A 13,681-nucleotide genomic window follows, 5' to 3' on the forward strand; every position below is an offset into this window, starting at 1 on the left:
GCCTCAAAACTCCAGAGTGACATGGCATGAGCGAACCCTGTATCGGCTTGACCGCACCACCAGCGGGCTACAGTGACTGGCTGACCGACCTGAAAGGCCGTATTCATGCGGCGCAACAGCGCGCAACACTGGCGGTGAATCGGGAATTGGTGTTGCTCTATTGGCAGATTGGCCACGACATTTTGACCCGCCAGGCGGAGCAGGGTTGGGGCAGCAAAGTCATTGATCGACTTGCCCAGGATCTGCGTGCGGCCTTTCCCCGAATGAAGGGTTTTTCGCCGCGTAATCTCAAGTACATGCGTGCTTTTGCCGAGGCGTGGTCAGATGCTGAATTTGTGCAACAGGCTGCTGCACAATTGCCTTGGGGCCACAATGTGGTGTTGCTCGATAAACTCCCCGGCCCCGAAACCCGCCGCTGGTACATAGCCCAGGCGATAGAGAACAACTGGTCGCGTAACTCGCTGGTGATGCACATCGAAAACCGCTTGTTGGAGCGCAGTGGCAAGGCGGTCAGCAACTTCGAGACCCACCTGCCCAAACCGCAATCCGACCTGGCGCGTGAGTCGCTGAAAGACCCTTACCGATTTGACTTCCTCAGCCTGGCCCTGGACGCGCAGGAGCGCGACATAGAAAACGCCTTGATCAAGCACGTCACCGACTTTTTGTTGGAGCTGGGCGCCGGTTTCGCCTTTGTCGGCCAGCAAGTACTGTTGGATGTCGGAGGCGATGAGTTCTTTGTCGACCTGCTGTTCTATCACGTGAAGCTACGCTGCTACGTGGTCATCGAACTGAAAGCCGGCAAGTTCAAACCCGAGCATCTGGGGAAACTCAGCTTTTATCTGGCTGCCGTCGATGCCCAGCTTAAACATCCACAAGACGGGCCCACCATCGGCCTGCTGTTGTGCAAGAGCAAGAACGAAGTCGTCGCCGAATATGCGTTGCGCGATAACAATCGACCGATTGGTGTAGCGGAATATCAACTGGTTGAGTCGTTGCCCGCAGAGCTGCGAACCAGCCTGCCAAGCATCGAGCAGATCGAGCGGGAACTGGCGGGTTAAAACCGACTGATAGCCTCAAAAGCCCGGCGGAATATACCCCGGCACAAATGGCACATTCAGGCATTTGCCATGCAGGATCCGGCCATCCTCAATCCTGAACAGCACGATCTTCTTCGTCTTATCCACCGTGGCTTCCAGCTTGCAATCCGAACTGTGTCCGACCTGCTGGTAATACTCCGTGTACACCATCCCGTTCCCGGTGTGATTCATTGAAGTCCCGGCGGCTTCAGTGGTCGTCCATGAAGAGGATTTGTGCCAGGTCATCACCACCTGCGTGTCGCCATTGGGCGCATTCTGCTTTTTCATCGAGTCGGGCTTGCCGAATAAATCAAAGGCCTCTTGCACGTCCCGGCCTTCCCAGCGCGATTGTGCAATCAGGTGGCACCCGTTTATAAACAGCACTGCGGGCAACAAAAGCCCAGCCAGCAACAGCCTTGTCAATGTAGGCATGGTGAATCCTTCTTGTAGGTGAGTGTTGCTCAGCGCTTGTTGCCCAGCATGTCGTCGAGGTCATCGATCATCTGGCTCTTCTCCTGAGTCGGCCCCAATTGCTGGAACATGGCCTTGGTGGTCTGGATCATCTGCAGGTGGGTCATCTTGCCCATGGCGATGGTGTCCTTGCTCTTGCCCGGTTCGCAGACATACGCGAGCGTGCGGTCGAGCCAGAACTCCTTTGGCGTCTGCCACGTGTTGGAGACCTTCAAGTGCGTGAGGGTGTAGGAAAATGGCGCAACCGACTGCCCGTTAAGAAAGCGCAGCTTGCGCGTGGAGCACTGCACTTCGATGTTGTACACATCGATCATGGGCTTGCCCGGTTCTTCATACACCACCGTGACGGCCACCAGTTTTGCGCCCTTGTTGTGGTTCGACGGCACCACCGAAGTGCGATCGGCCACATACATCACGTTTTTATGGGCCCGACCGCTGCCGTAGATGATCGACCAGTCGCCGATCGGTGTTTCTTCATCGGCCAATACCGACGGTGTGCTGGTCAGCAAAATGGGCAACAGTGCCAGGCAGCGCCCGATTTTGGTTAAGGTATTCAATAGCGTCCTTCCTTGAGACTCGAAATAAGCGAAGGACTTTAGTGGTGAGGCGGTGCCGTCTCAATTAGGGCGAGTGTGCTAATGGCGCATTGCTAGTTAACCAAAAAAGCCTGCGTTTCAAGGCAGGCTTAGTGTGTGCAGCGGTTGAATTAGTCCTTACGCGCCGTCAACGCCGCATACCCATTCATCAAGTTGCGATAGTTGGGAATGCGCTGGGACAACAGATTCCCCAGGCCTTCGATATCGTTGCGCCAGTCGCGATGCAGCTCACACGCCACCGAGAACCAGTTCATCAACTGCGCACCCGCTTGCGTCATCCGGCTCCACGCCGCCTGCTGCACCGTGGTATTGAACGTGCCCGACGCATCGGTCACCACAAACACCTCAAACCCTTCCGCCAGCGCCGACAGGGTCGGGAACGCTACGCACACATCGGTGACCACGCCGGCAATGATGATCTGCTTACGGCCAGTGGCCTTGATCGCCTTGACGAAGTCTTCGTTATCCCACGCATTGATCTGACCAGGGCGGGCGATGTAGGGCGCGTCCGGGAACATCTCTTTCAGTTCCGGCACCAGCGGGCCATTGGGGCCTTGCTCGAAGCTGGTGGTGAGGATGGTCGGCAGGTTGAAGAACTTGGCCAGGTCAGCCAGGGCGAGCACGTTGTTCTTGAACTCGTTGGGCGAGAAGTCCTGTACCAGAGAAATCAGGCCGGTCTGGTGGTCGACCAGCAGGACGACGGCGTCGTCTTTGTTCAAGCGGTTGTAGGTTGCAGTGCTCATGGTTGAATCCTTTTTTGTTCAGGTTGGTTGGGCGTTGCGTTCAACATGGGCACAGATTAATGGGTGGTCTGTGGGGGATAAATCGGTTGGGATAGGTAATACTGTCAACTCCAAGGAGACGATTGTTTATCTGTGGTTTATCGCAGAAATTGTCTCAAGGGTGGTTTAGTATTTATGGAAAATATTGCCTTATAGGTTCTTATTTATCATGAAAATAAACCGCCTGCTGGCTGGTTGGGCACCGGGTTCCGTTGCGACGCAAGCCTGGCTGCATAGCCATGGCGTCGGCCCCAGCCTGATCCAAAAGTATCAGCGCAGTGGTTGGGTAGAGCGGGTGGGCCATGGCGCGTGGAAACGCTGCGGCGATGACCTGGATTGGCAGGGCGGGGTATTCGCTTTGCAGCAAGATGCATCGGCACGTATTTGGCCGGGCGGCGCGACGGCGTTGAGTTTGCTCGGCTACAGCCATTACCTCGCCTTTGGAAAACAGACCGTCGATCTGTTCGGAACACCGGGCGCTGTGCTTGCGGGCTGGTTCCGCAAGTACCCTTGGGATGTCGACGTGAACTTCTATCCCGGTGGCCTCTTCGCGGAAATGGAAGATATGGGGTTACAAGTTTTCCAGGTCCCTTACAGCCGATTTGAGTTAAAAATCGCAACCCCGGAACGCGCCGTACTCGAGCTTATTCATCAAACCGCTGACGAGATGCTCTTCAGTCATGTCGCTGATGTGTTCACTGGTTTGGGCTCACTGAGCCCCAGGCGCCTGCAGAAGTTGCTTGACGCGTGCAACTCGATTCGCGTCAAACGTGTTTTCCTCCTGCTGGCGCGAAACGCGCGGCACGTGTGGTACGAGCGAATAGACCTTTCCAGCATTGATCTAGGTAAAGGCAAGCGCCAAATCATCCGGGGTGGTCGACTCGATAAAGAGTTCCTAATCACCGTGCCGGAGAGTTTTGCCAGTGGCGCTTGATGCCCGTTATGCCGCTCAGGTTCGATTGTTGGTCCAGGTCATCCCTCACGTAGCAGCAGAGCGGTGTTTTGCCCTGAAAGGGGGGACGGCCATCAATCTGTTCATACGTGATCTCCCTCGTCTGTCGGTGGACATAGACCTGGCGTACCTGCCCAGTTCTGATCGCCAACAGGCATTAGGCGATGTCCGTCTGGCGCTCCAACGCATCGCTGATGCGGTTGGGCAAGGCTTACCTCACGTCGGTGCGACGGTCCAGGCAAATCGAGACGATGAACTGCGAGTGCTGGTACGCAGCCCGTCTGCTCAAATCAAGATCGAAGTTTCGCCTGTGATGCGGGGCACTGTTCATGCGCCGCAAGAGCGTGATGTCGTGGCGTTGGTTGAAGATCAATTCGGGTTCGCTGCTATCCCGGTGGTCTCGTTGCCCGATTTGTACGGTGGCAAGATTTGCGCTGCGCTGGATCGACAGCACCCCAGGGATCTTTTTGACGTGATGCTGATGCTTCGCGAGGAGGGGCTGACGCGGGAAATCTTCGAGGGTTTTCTGGTGTACCTGATCAGTCATCGAAGGCCGATGAGCGAGTTGCTCGCTCCACGGTGGAAACCGCTCGCGGGCATATTCCAAGCGGAGTTTGCCGGCATGACGCGTGAGCCTGTCACGCTTGAACAGTTGGAGAGTACCCGGCATGGGTTGCTTGAGGCCATACGGCAGCAGTTTTGTGCGCAAGATGCTGCTTTTTTGCTTTCACTCAAGCGTGCAAAGCCTGATTGGGCGCTGCTGGCCCTGGACGGTATTGATAAGCTGCCGGCGGTGCAATGGAAGCTACGCAATATTGCTGGAATGTCTGTTGAAAAGCGTGAAGAGGCATTTGCAGTGCTGGACCGTGTAGCCGGACAAATGTTGGTCGGGTCACCGTTTTAACAGTGGCCTGCGCACAGCAACAAAAGCCTGCTTTTCAGGGCAGGCTTGTTGCGAGGTTCGGTTGATTTACTTCTGATGGGCCGTCAGCGCCGCATAACCATTCATCAAGTTGCGATAGTTAGGGATGCGCTGGGACAACAGGTTCCCCAGGCCTTCGATATCGTTGCGCCAGTCGCGATGCAGCTCACACGCCACCGAGAACCAGTTCATCAACTGCGCACCCGCTTGCGTCATTCGGCTCCACGCCGCCTGCTGCACCGTGGTATTGAACGTGCCCGACGCATCGGTCACCACAAACACCTCAAACCCTTCCGCCAGCGCCGACAGGGTCGGGAACGCTACGCACACATCGGTGACCACGCCGGCAATGATGATCTGCTTGCGACCGGTGGCCTTGATTGCCTTGACGAAGTCTTCGTTATCCCACGCATTGATCTGACCAGGGCGGGCGATGTAGGGCGCGTCCGGGAACATCTCTTTCAGTTCCGGCACCAGCGGGCCATTGGGGCCTTGCTCGAAGCTGGTGGTGAGGATGGTCGGCAGGTTGAAGAACTTGGCCAGGTCAGCCAGGGCGAGCACGTTGTTCTTGAACTCGTTGGGCGAGAAGTCCTGTACCAGAGAAATCAGGCCGGTCTGGTGGTCGACCAGCAGGACGACGGCGTCGTCTTTGTTCAAGCGGTTGTAGGTTGCAGTGCTCATGGTTGAATCCTTTTTTGTTCAGGTTGGTTGGGCGTTGCGTTCAACATGGGCATAGATTAATGGGTGGTCTGTGGGGGATAAATCGGGTGAAACCGGTAATACCGTCAACTCACAGGGGACAATGGTGGCTGCGTCGAAGGTGCTTGGGGAGCCGCTGGGTGCGCCGCAGAGGGCGGTGATGTATTTGATGGAGATGGCGAACAGGATGGCAATCGGACTGTAAGCCGCCCGCTTTTGGTCATTCAATTGTCCAGCAGCTTGTTGGACAATTGAATTGGGATTTTCACGGGCATTAAAAAGCCGGCTTGTGGCCGGCTTCTCGGGGACTGCCTCAGCTTGTTTTTGACAAACCTCACCAGCCTTCAAATCGCTCAGCCCACAACACGTCTGGCTGAATAGTAGGGGCATCCGCGGTAACTCCTCCGCTTCGCCAGGCAAGGTGGATAGCGTAAAGCCACCCCCTGCCAAATGTGCGGCGCATGATACCCATATTCACCTCAGTTGCCCACCTCCGGATCCGATTTAGAGCCTTCCCAGCCCAACAGATGCTCATCCAGTGGCACGGGCGGGCGGCGGTTATTCAGGGTGGACCACCAGAAAACCCACCCCACAATCTGGAAGTTCTGCTCAAAGCGTTGTTCGTAGGTGAGGTATTCGTCGGGATGCTCGCCGGCATTGTGACTGCGCATGCGCAAACCTCCGCCGGGCCTGTTGTAGAGGTATTTGATGCGCAGCATGCCGTCGTGTTCTACCGCGTAGATCTCGCCGTCGATGATTTGCGTGCGGCCTCGGTCGATGGCGAGGGTGGCGCCTTGTTGGATGATGTCGATCATGCTGTTGTCGACCATGTAGGCGCCCAAAGCGCGGTCGGGGTTTACGTTCAGGGCCTGAAGGGTGTGCTGCGAGAGGCGGATGCGCTCGTTGGAGGTGAATGAAGGGTGGAGATCGATCTCCACGTCGGTTTTTTCCGGGAGGCAGGCGGGGCCTGTGAGGTATTTGCCGCTGGCTTCGCGGGTGGTGGGCAGTCCTTTTCGTGAGCTCGGGCCATCCAGCAGGAAGTTGGCCGGTGGGTGTTTGGGGCCTTCGCCGGTGCGCAGCCAACGGCTGGAGATGCACAGCAGTTCTGCGATCTCGTTGAGTCGGCCCATGGGTACACCGCGCTTGAACCAGTTGTTCACGTGCTGGGGCGTGACACCGCGGTTCTTGGCGAAGTCGGAGGCGGAAAGATGAACTTCCTGTAGTAGCGCTTTTAAACGATCACCTGATGTATTCATAAACGCAGAGTTTACTGGCCGGAATTACAGATCAAATAAACCATGCGTTGAGTTGCGCTTGTAGGGATTTACTTAGTTGTAGCCTGATACTTCGGATTTTGATTTAAATTAAACGTTATTTATAAAACATTGAACTTTCCGTTTAATTTTTCCCACAAAAAAAAGCCCCGAATAATCGGGGCTTTTTCAATTGCCGGGGCAATGAGGAGCGGGTATCAGCCTTTGTAGGCGGCAACCGACTTCAGGATCTCGGCGCGGGCGGCGTCTGCGTTGCCCCAACCGTCGATCTTCACCCATTTGCCTTTTTCGAGGTCTTTGTAGTTCTCGAAGAAGTGTTTGATCTGCTCCAGCAACAGTGGCGGCAGGTCGGTGTATTCCTTCACGTCCACGTACAGCTGGGACAGCTTGTCGTGTGGAACCGCGATCACTTTAGCGTCGCCGCCGCCGTCGTCGGTCATGTTCAGGATGCCGACTGGACGCGCACGGATAACCGAGCCTGGGGTAACCGGGTAAGGGGTTACCACCAGCACGTCGAGGGGGTCACCGTCGTCAGCCAGCGTGTTGGGGATAAAACCGTAGTTGGCCGGGTAGAACATCGGGGTGGCCATGAAACGGTCAACGAACAGGCAGTCGCTGTCTTTGTCGATTTCGTATTTGATCGGCGCGTGGTTGGCCGGAATCTCGATGGCGACGTAGATGTCGTTCGGCAGGTCTTTGCCAGCCGGAATCTTGCTGTAGCTCATTGGGCGTTGCCCCCGTTAATTGGCCATGAAACATGGCCGGATTGGCCTAAAAGTGGCGGCGATTATAGGCACATTCTGACGCCGATGCCATGCGCCAGACGTCGTACGGTCATTCGCCCGGTGGCTGATAGCGCGGGTCGCTGGCTTGCAGTTGACTGAGGCGGGCCAGGGGATCCTGGCGATAAAAGCGGCTGAGTTGGGCGTACACCTGTGGATAACTGCTGACCAGCAAATCCGGGGCGCTGAAAAAATATTCGCTGGTGACGGCAAAGAATTCAGCGGGGTTTTCGGCGGCGTAGGGGTCGATCTCGGTCTCGGCATCCGGGTTGGCATCGAGTTGGCGATTGAGATCGTCGTAGGCGCTCTGCATCACGTTGGCCCACTCCTGCACGCGCATGTCATGGTGCAGTGGCGGCAGGCCGTTGGCGTCGCCGTTGAGCATGTCGAGCTTGTGGGCCAGTTCGTGGATGACCAGGTTGTAGCCTTCCCACTGACCGCTGGCCAGCACGCCGGGCCAGGCGAGGATCACGGGGCCTTGTTGCCAGGCTTCGCCGCTGTGTTCGCCGTCCCACTCGTGTTCGACGCCGCTGCTGTCGCGGTGACGCTGGGGGCTGAGGAAGTCGTCGGGGTACAGCACGATTTCGTGGAAGCCCTGGTACCAGTCGAGGTCGCCCAGGTTCATCAGCGGCAATTGCGCCTGGGCGGCGAGCAGCAGGCGTTGTTCCTGATGCAATTCGACGCCGGGCAGGGCGGTCAGGTGTTTTTCGGCGAGGAACAGCACGCAGGCTTCGCGCAGCCACTGGTCCTGCTCGGTGCTGATGCCGTCGAGGAAGGTCAGGTGATGGCGCACCCGTTGCCAGGTGTCATCGGCAATCGGGTGTTTGGCCAGCAAGCGCCGGCGACGCCAGGCGCTGAGGGACCACATCGCAGGTTACTGCGGCTTGGCTTCGGAGGATGTGCGGCCAAACCGGCTGCGGAACACCCCAATGATCATCGGCACGAGCGACAGCAGGATGATGAACACCACCAGCAGCGACAGATTTTTCTTGATGAACGGCACATTGCCGAAGAAATAGCCCAGGGTTACCAGGCCGCCGACCCAGAGGATGGTGCCGAATACGCTGAAGCCGAAGAAGCGCGGGTAGGGCATTTTCGCGATGCCGGCAACGAACGGCGCGAACGTGCGCAGGATCGGCAGGAAGCGCGCCAGGGTCACGGTTTTGCCGCCATGTTTGTCGTAGAAGTCGTGGGTCTTTTGCAGGTAGTCGCGACGGAAGATCTTCGAGTTCGGGTTGCTGAACAAGCGCTCCCCGGCCGTTCGCCCGATCACATAGTTGGTGCTGTCGCCGAGGATTGCCGCCAGCATCAGCAGGCCGGCCAACAGCACCGGGTCCATGCCACCACCCGCAGCGACTGCGCCGGCGATGAACAGCAATGAATCGCCTGGCAGGAACGGCATGACCACCAGGCCGGTTTCGCAAAAGATGACAAGGAACAGAATGGCGTAGATCCACGGACCGTAATTGGTTACCAGCAGGTCGAGGTAGACGTCGAGATGCAGGATAAGGTCGAGCGGGTTGAAATCCATGGATGGCACCTGTGTGAATGGCCCGGCTCAGCAGGCCTGTGCGGAAGCTCGGGTAATAAGGCTACAAGTGTATGCCGCATTTCTTACAACCCTGAAAGGTCCGCATTATACGGATTGAGAGGTGAAAAGCGTGTTGGTTTTGTAGCGAAGGATGTCGTGGTAGTTTCAGGCAAACATCCAGTCTGAACGTGGGAGGGGGCTTGCCCCCGATGGGGTAGTGTCAGTCAACACATCTGATACTGACCCAACGCAATCGGGGGCAAGCCCCCTCCCACAGCGGATTTGTGGTGTTTTTGATAGCGGTGATCAATCCTCGCTGATCGGCAGCGTGTAGTTCTTGAACTCCGTGTCTTCCCGAAACCCAATGGACTCATAGGTCTTCTGCGCCACTTCGTTGTCGCTGCTGGTCGACACGCGCAGTCGCACCGCGTGGGTCTCCTTGGCCATTTTCTTCGCCGTGCGCATCAGGTTGTCCGCCACCAATTGCCGGCGGGCGTCTTCAGCCACATAGATGTCATTGAGGATCCACACCCGCTTGAGCGACAGCGACGAAAAGCTCGGGTACAGCTGGCAAAACCCCAGCAGCTTCTTGTCATCATCATCCGCCAGGGCCAGGTAGATCACCGACTCCTTGCGCCGCAGGCGCTTCTCCAGGAAGGCCCGCGACGAATCCGGGAACGGCAACGCCCCGTAGAACTCACGGTATTTGACGAACAGCGGGGTCAACAGGTCCAGGTGTTCCAGGGTCGCTTGAGTAATCCGCATGCCAGGCCTCAACTTCCAAATGGGGGATGACCACACAAGCGGCCGTGACTCGATGCTGCCTAATGGCGCGAAAAAGCGCAATCGTGCAGCGTTCAGTCATCCGGTGAACTGAGCAGGAAATTGCCTTTCATCAGGTCAGGATCATCCGACTCGAGGGTCTGCACCTGCGCCTCGTCCTTGAGATTGACCCCCGACAGCTGCCGGCGACACGCCTCTCGCATCAAGTAAAGCAGGCGGTGGGCGGCCATGCCGTAGCTCAGGCCTTCCAGGCGCACATTGGAGATGCAGTTGCGGTAGGCGTCGGTGAGGCCGACCTTGGGGTTGTAGGTGAAATACAGGCCCAGGCTGTCCGGCGAGCTGAGGCCGGGCCGTTCGCCGATCAGAATGACGGTCATCTTGGCCCCGAGCAACTGGCCCACTTCATCCGCCACCGCCACGCGGCCCTGTTCCACCAGGATGACCGGCGACAAGGACCAACCGTCTGCGCTGCTCTGTTCTTCCAGGCGCGTCAGAAACGGCAAGGTGTGTTTATGCACCGCCAGTGCCGACAGGCCATCAGCGACCACCACCGCCAAGTCCACGCCGCCGGGGTTGGCCGATGCATGATCGCGCAGCAACTGGGCTGACTCATCGCTCAGGCGCCGCCCCAGGTCCGGGCGTTGCAGGTAGAGGTGACGGTCAGTGGCAGCACTGTGCAGCAACAGGCTGTCACGCCCGCGTTCGGCCAACTGACCGCGCAGGCCCGCATGGTCGAAGGGCAAGTGCACCGCATCCCGCGCCTGGGCGTGGGCAAACTGGAAATCCAGCTGCGCGTTAGTGGGGATGCTGGTGCCGGTGCGGCCCAGGGCTATTCGGGCTGGCGTCAGGCGGCGCAGTTCCAGCCAAGGGTTGTCAGGCAGGTCGAGTTGCACAGGCGGCTCCTTCATCCCAATTGCGCCAAGGCTTGGCGAAACGCCGGTGGCAGGCTGTTGCCGAAGTGCACCTTGCCGTCGGCTTGCGTAAAGATGCCCATTTTCGCCAGCCACTGCTCAAACTCCGGCGCTGGCTTCAAGCCCAGGGTCTGGCGGGCGTACAAGGCGTCGTGGAATGAGGTGGTCTGGTAGTTGAGCATGATGTCGTCGGAGCCGGGAATGCCCATGATGAAGTTGATCCCGGCCACTCCCAGCAGGGTCAGCAGAGTGTCCATGTCGTCCTGGTCGGCTTCGGCGTGGTTGGTGTAACAGATGTCGCAACCCATCGGCACGCCGAGCAGCTTGCCGCAGAAGTGGTCTTCGAGGCCGGCGCGGATGATCTGCTTGCCGTTGTACAGGTACTCGGGGCCGATAAAGCCTACGACGGTATTCACCAAAAATGGTTTGAAATGTCGCGCCACCGCGTAGGCGCGGGTTTCGCAGGTTTGCTGGTCGACGCCAAAGTGCGCGTTGGCCGACAGGGCACTGCCCTGGCCGGTTTCGAAGTACATCAGGTTCTGGCCCAAGGTGCCGCGATTGAGGCTCAGGCCTGCTTCGTAACCTTCCTGCAGCACACTCAGGCTGATGCCGAAGCTGGCGTTGGCCGCCTCGGTGCCGGCAATCGACTGGAACACCAGGTCCAGCGGCACGCCACGGTTGATCGCCTCGATGGAGGTGGTGACGTGGGTCAGCACGCAGGCCTGGGTGGGGATTTCATAGCGTTGGATGATCGCGTCGAGCATCTCCAGCATGGCGCAGATCGAGGCGATGCTGTCGGTGGCCGGGTTGATGCCGATCATGGCATCGCCGTTGCCGTACAACAGGCCATCGAGAATGCTCGCGGCGATGCCGGCCGGCTCATCTGTAGGATGGTTGGGCTGCAGCCGCGTGGACAAGCGCCCGCGCAGGCCCAGGGTGCCGCGAAACTGCGTGACCACGCGGATCTTCTGCGCCACCAGCACCAGGTCCTGCACACGCATGATCTTCGACACGGCGGCGGCCATTTCCGGTGTCAGCCCTGGCGCCAGGGCGCGTAGGGAATGTTCATCGGCCGCGTCGCTGAGCAGCCAGTCGCGCAAGCCGCCGACGGTCAGGTGGCTGACCACGCTAAACGCCTGTTTATCGTGGGTGTCGATGATCAGTCGGGTGACTTCATCGCTTTCATAGGGGATCAGCACTTCGTCGAGGAAGTGTTTGAGCGGGATATTCGCCAACGCCATCTGCGCCGCCACGCGTTCACCGTCGTTCTGTGCGGCGACGCCGGCGAGAAAGTCACCGGAGCGTGCGGGGCTGGCCTTGGCCATCACGTCCTTGAGGCTGTCGAAGCGGTAGGTCTGTGCACCCACCGCGTGGGAAAAACTTGCCATACAGTGTCTCCTGGGCGACGCAGGCACGTGCCTGCGTCGAGGTTTACGGCTATCAGTGCAAGGCGGCCTCTGCGGCCTGGATCGCCGCGAATTCCTCTTCGGGCGTGCCTGCTACCAAGTGATGCCGGCTGTAGAAAGCAAAGTAAGCAATTAATACTCCATAGATGATCGCGGCGCCAATCACCACCCGTGGATCCACCAGAAAGCCCGCCACCACGGCCACGCAGGCCAGCACGAGGGCAACGCCGGAGGTGAAGACGCCGCCCGGCGTGCGGTACGGACGGTCCATTTTGGGGCGACGGATGCGCAGGGTGATGTGCGCGGCCATCATCAGCACGTAGGAAATGGTCGCGCCAAACACCGCCACCAGGATCAGCAGGTCACCCTGGCCGGTCAGCGACAGGCCAAAGCCGATGATGCCGGGGATCACCAACGCCAGCACGGGCGCCTTGCTTTTGTTGGTTTCGGACAGTTTGCGTGGCAGGTAGCCGGCACGCGACAGCGCGAAGATTTGTCGTGAATAGGCGTAGATGATCGAGAAAAAGCTGGCGATCAGGCCCGCCAGGCCCACCAGGTTGACGAAGCTGCCCATCCAGGTCGAGCCGCCATAGGACAAGGCCAGCGCCTCCACCAGCGGGTTGCCGGACTTGATCAACGCGTACGTGCCGGCGCCGCCCGGTGCTATTACCAGGATCAGCAGGGCAAAACTGGTCAGCACCACAATGGCGCCAATCAGGCCGCGCGGCAGGTCGCGCTTGGGGTTCTTGGTTTCTTCGGCGGCCAGCGGCACGCCCTCGACGGCCAGGAAAAACCAGATGGCATAGGGGATTGCCGCCCACACACCCACATAACCGAACGGCAGGAAGGTGCTGGCACCCTTGGCCTCGGTCACCGGGATGTCCAGCAGGTTGGCGACACTGAAGTGCGGCACCATCGACACCAGGAACACGCCCAGGGCAATCGCAGCCACGGCGGTAATCACGAACATCAGCTTCAAGGCTTCGCCGACACCCAAGATGTGGATGCCGATAAAGATGATGTAGAACGCCAGGTAAATCATCCAGCCGCCAATGCCGAACAGCGACTCGCAATACGCGCCGATAAACACCGCGATGGCGGCGGGGGCGATGGCGTATTCGATCAGGATCGCGGTGCCGGTGAGAAACCCGCCCCAGGGACCAAAGGCGCTGCGGGCGAAGCCGTAGCCACCGCCGGCGGTGGGGATCATGGAAGACAGCTCGGCCAGGGAAAAACACATGCACAGGTACATGGTGGCCATCAGCAATGTGGCCAGGAACATCCCGCCCCAGCCACCTTGGGCCAGGCCGAAGTTCCAGCCGGCGTAGTCGCCGGAGATCACGTAGGCAACGCCAAGGCCGACCAGCAGTACCCAGCCGGCGGCGCCTTTTTTCAGTTCGCGTTGTTGGAAGTATTGGGAGTCGACTTTTTCGAAGTCGACAGAAGATCCAGTCGGTTCGCTAGGCATGGGAAAGTACCTTTCATTCTTATTGTTT

The 13,681-nt window shown here is 58.6% G+C and carries 16 protein-coding genes; 3 read left to right on the top strand and 13 right to left on the bottom strand.

Features of this window, described 5'->3' with window-relative positions; genetic code table 11:
* Positions 1–26 precede the first annotated feature (26 nt).
* The gene (locus BM110_RS24425) at positions 27–1,058 is read left to right on the top strand and encodes a PDDEXK nuclease domain-containing protein (protein WP_093514302.1); all 1,032 of its coding nucleotides are present in this window, start codon (positions 27–29) and stop codon (positions 1,056–1,058) included.
* Between the two features lie 15 nt (positions 1,059–1,073).
* Here the strand turns inward: BM110_RS24425 and BM110_RS24430 are convergent, their stop codons facing one another.
* From BM110_RS24430 to ycaC (BM110_RS24440), 3 genes are all read right to left on the bottom strand, one after another.
* A complete protein-coding gene (locus BM110_RS24430; protein ID WP_093514303.1) occupies positions 1,074–1,508 on the bottom strand; it encodes a hypothetical protein in 435 nt (144 codons plus the stop codon).
* A 29-nt stretch (positions 1,509–1,537) separates the two neighbouring features.
* Complete coding sequence (locus tag BM110_RS24435) at positions 1,538–2,104, bottom strand: hypothetical protein (RefSeq protein WP_093125643.1); 567 nt, start codon at positions 2,102–2,104, stop codon at positions 1,538–1,540.
* A 149-nt stretch (positions 2,105–2,253) separates the two neighbouring features.
* Entirely contained in the window at positions 2,254–2,886 is a 633-nt protein-coding gene (gene ycaC / locus BM110_RS24440; protein WP_071489873.1) for an isochorismate family cysteine hydrolase YcaC, read from the bottom strand.
* Between the two features lie 208 nt (positions 2,887–3,094).
* Between ycaC (BM110_RS24440) and BM110_RS24445 the strand changes: the two genes are divergently transcribed.
* Together BM110_RS24445 and BM110_RS24450 are read left to right on the top strand one after the other, a co-directional pair.
* On the top strand, positions 3,095–3,859 hold the full coding sequence (locus BM110_RS24445; protein ID WP_093514304.1) for a type IV toxin-antitoxin system AbiEi family antitoxin: 765 nt from the start codon (positions 3,095–3,097) through the stop codon (positions 3,857–3,859).
* A complete protein-coding gene (locus BM110_RS24450; RefSeq protein WP_092250899.1) occupies positions 3,849–4,781 on the top strand; it encodes a nucleotidyl transferase AbiEii/AbiGii toxin family protein in 933 nt (310 codons plus the stop codon). Before BM110_RS24445 ends, BM110_RS24450 begins: the two co-directional genes overlap by 11 nt.
* Positions 4,782–4,847: 66 nt before the next feature.
* Here the strand turns inward: BM110_RS24450 and ycaC (BM110_RS24455) are convergent, their stop codons facing one another.
* The 10 genes from ycaC (BM110_RS24455) to eat form a co-directional block, all read right to left on the bottom strand.
* Positions 4,848–5,480, bottom strand: a complete 633-nt coding sequence (gene ycaC, locus BM110_RS24455) for an isochorismate family cysteine hydrolase YcaC (RefSeq protein ID WP_093514305.1) — start codon at positions 5,478–5,480, stop codon at positions 4,848–4,850.
* Positions 5,481–5,498: 18 nt separating this feature from the next.
* The gene (locus BM110_RS29940; RefSeq protein WP_256575455.1) at positions 5,499–5,888 is read right to left on the bottom strand and encodes a hypothetical protein; all 390 of its coding nucleotides are present in this window, start codon (positions 5,886–5,888) and stop codon (positions 5,499–5,501) included.
* An 89-nt stretch (positions 5,889–5,977) separates the two neighbouring features.
* Positions 5,978–6,754: a LexA family transcriptional regulator gene (locus BM110_RS24465; protein WP_092248102.1), complete on the bottom strand. Its 777-nt coding sequence runs from the start codon at positions 6,752–6,754 to the stop codon at positions 5,978–5,980.
* Between the two features lie 215 nt (positions 6,755–6,969).
* On the bottom strand, positions 6,970–7,497 hold the full coding sequence (gene ppa / locus BM110_RS24470; protein WP_003219382.1) for an inorganic diphosphatase: 528 nt from the start codon (positions 7,495–7,497) through the stop codon (positions 6,970–6,972).
* Positions 7,498–7,606: 109 nt separating this feature from the next.
* Positions 7,607–8,422 (bottom strand): M90 family metallopeptidase, encoded by an 816-nt coding sequence (locus BM110_RS24475; protein ID WP_092248105.1) that lies wholly within the window; start codon positions 8,420–8,422, stop codon positions 7,607–7,609.
* A 6-nt stretch (positions 8,423–8,428) separates the two neighbouring features.
* Entirely contained in the window at positions 8,429–9,085 is a 657-nt protein-coding gene (locus BM110_RS24480; RefSeq protein ID WP_028618093.1) for a DedA family protein, read from the bottom strand.
* 306 nt (positions 9,086–9,391) lie between these two features.
* Entirely contained in the window at positions 9,392–9,850 is a 459-nt protein-coding gene (locus BM110_RS24485; protein ID WP_017528964.1) for a GNAT family N-acetyltransferase, read from the bottom strand.
* Between the two features lie 92 nt (positions 9,851–9,942).
* Positions 9,943–10,776: an ethanolamine ammonia-lyase subunit EutC gene (gene eutC, locus BM110_RS24490; RefSeq protein ID WP_092248108.1), complete on the bottom strand. Its 834-nt coding sequence runs from the start codon at positions 10,774–10,776 to the stop codon at positions 9,943–9,945.
* A complete protein-coding gene (locus BM110_RS24495; protein ID WP_093125660.1) occupies positions 10,773–12,167 on the bottom strand; it encodes an ethanolamine ammonia-lyase subunit EutB in 1,395 nt (464 codons plus the stop codon). Before BM110_RS24495 ends, eutC begins: the two co-directional genes overlap by 4 nt.
* A 52-nt stretch (positions 12,168–12,219) precedes the next feature.
* A complete protein-coding gene (gene eat, locus BM110_RS24500) occupies positions 12,220–13,653 on the bottom strand; it encodes an ethanolamine permease (RefSeq protein WP_092248114.1) in 1,434 nt (477 codons plus the stop codon).
* Positions 13,654–13,681 lie beyond the last annotated feature (28 nt).

This window comes from Pseudomonas sp. NFPP28, from assembly GCF_900115535.1.
Classification (GTDB): Bacteria; Pseudomonadota; Gammaproteobacteria; order Pseudomonadales; family Pseudomonadaceae; genus Aquipseudomonas; species Aquipseudomonas extremorientalis.

What these genes read in the sequence shown, in the direction of transcription:
- BM110_RS29940 (WP_256575455.1), bottom strand. Translation starts at nt 5,888, where the DNA reads ATGCCCCTACTATTCAGCCAGACGTGTTGTGGGCTGAGCGATTTGAAG.
- ppa (WP_003219382.1), bottom strand. Translation starts at nt 7,497, where the DNA reads ATGAGCTACAGCAAGATTCCGGCTGGCAAAGACCTGCCGAACGACATC.
- BM110_RS24475 (WP_092248105.1), bottom strand. Translation starts at nt 8,422, where the DNA reads ATGTGGTCCCTCAGCGCCTGGCGTCGCCGGCGCTTGCTGGCCAAACAC.
- ycaC (WP_093514305.1), bottom strand. Translation starts at nt 5,480, where the DNA reads ATGAGCACTGCAACCTACAACCGCTTGAACAAAGACGACGCCGTCGTC.
- BM110_RS24480 (WP_028618093.1), bottom strand. Translation starts at nt 9,085, where the DNA reads ATGGATTTCAACCCGCTCGACCTTATCCTGCATCTCGACGTCTACCTC.
- eutC (WP_092248108.1), bottom strand. Translation starts at nt 10,776, where the DNA reads ATGAAGGAGCCGCCTGTGCAACTCGACCTGCCTGACAACCCTTGGCTG.
- BM110_RS24485 (WP_017528964.1), bottom strand. Translation starts at nt 9,850, where the DNA reads ATGCGGATTACTCAAGCGACCCTGGAACACCTGGACCTGTTGACCCCG.
- BM110_RS24445 (WP_093514304.1), top strand. Translation starts at nt 3,095, where the DNA reads ATGAAAATAAACCGCCTGCTGGCTGGTTGGGCACCGGGTTCCGTTGCG.
- BM110_RS24465 (WP_092248102.1), bottom strand. Translation starts at nt 6,754, where the DNA reads ATGAATACATCAGGTGATCGTTTAAAAGCGCTACTACAGGAAGTTCAT.
- BM110_RS24430 (WP_093514303.1), bottom strand. Translation starts at nt 1,508, where the DNA reads ATGCCTACATTGACAAGGCTGTTGCTGGCTGGGCTTTTGTTGCCCGCA.
- BM110_RS24425 (WP_093514302.1), top strand. Translation starts at nt 27, where the DNA reads ATGAGCGAACCCTGTATCGGCTTGACCGCACCACCAGCGGGCTACAGT.
- eat (WP_092248114.1), bottom strand. Translation starts at nt 13,653, where the DNA reads ATGCCTAGCGAACCGACTGGATCTTCTGTCGACTTCGAAAAAGTCGAC.
- ycaC (WP_071489873.1), bottom strand. Translation starts at nt 2,886, where the DNA reads ATGAGCACTGCAACCTACAACCGCTTGAACAAAGACGACGCCGTCGTC.
- BM110_RS24495 (WP_093125660.1), bottom strand. Translation starts at nt 12,167, where the DNA reads ATGGCAAGTTTTTCCCACGCGGTGGGTGCACAGACCTACCGCTTCGAC.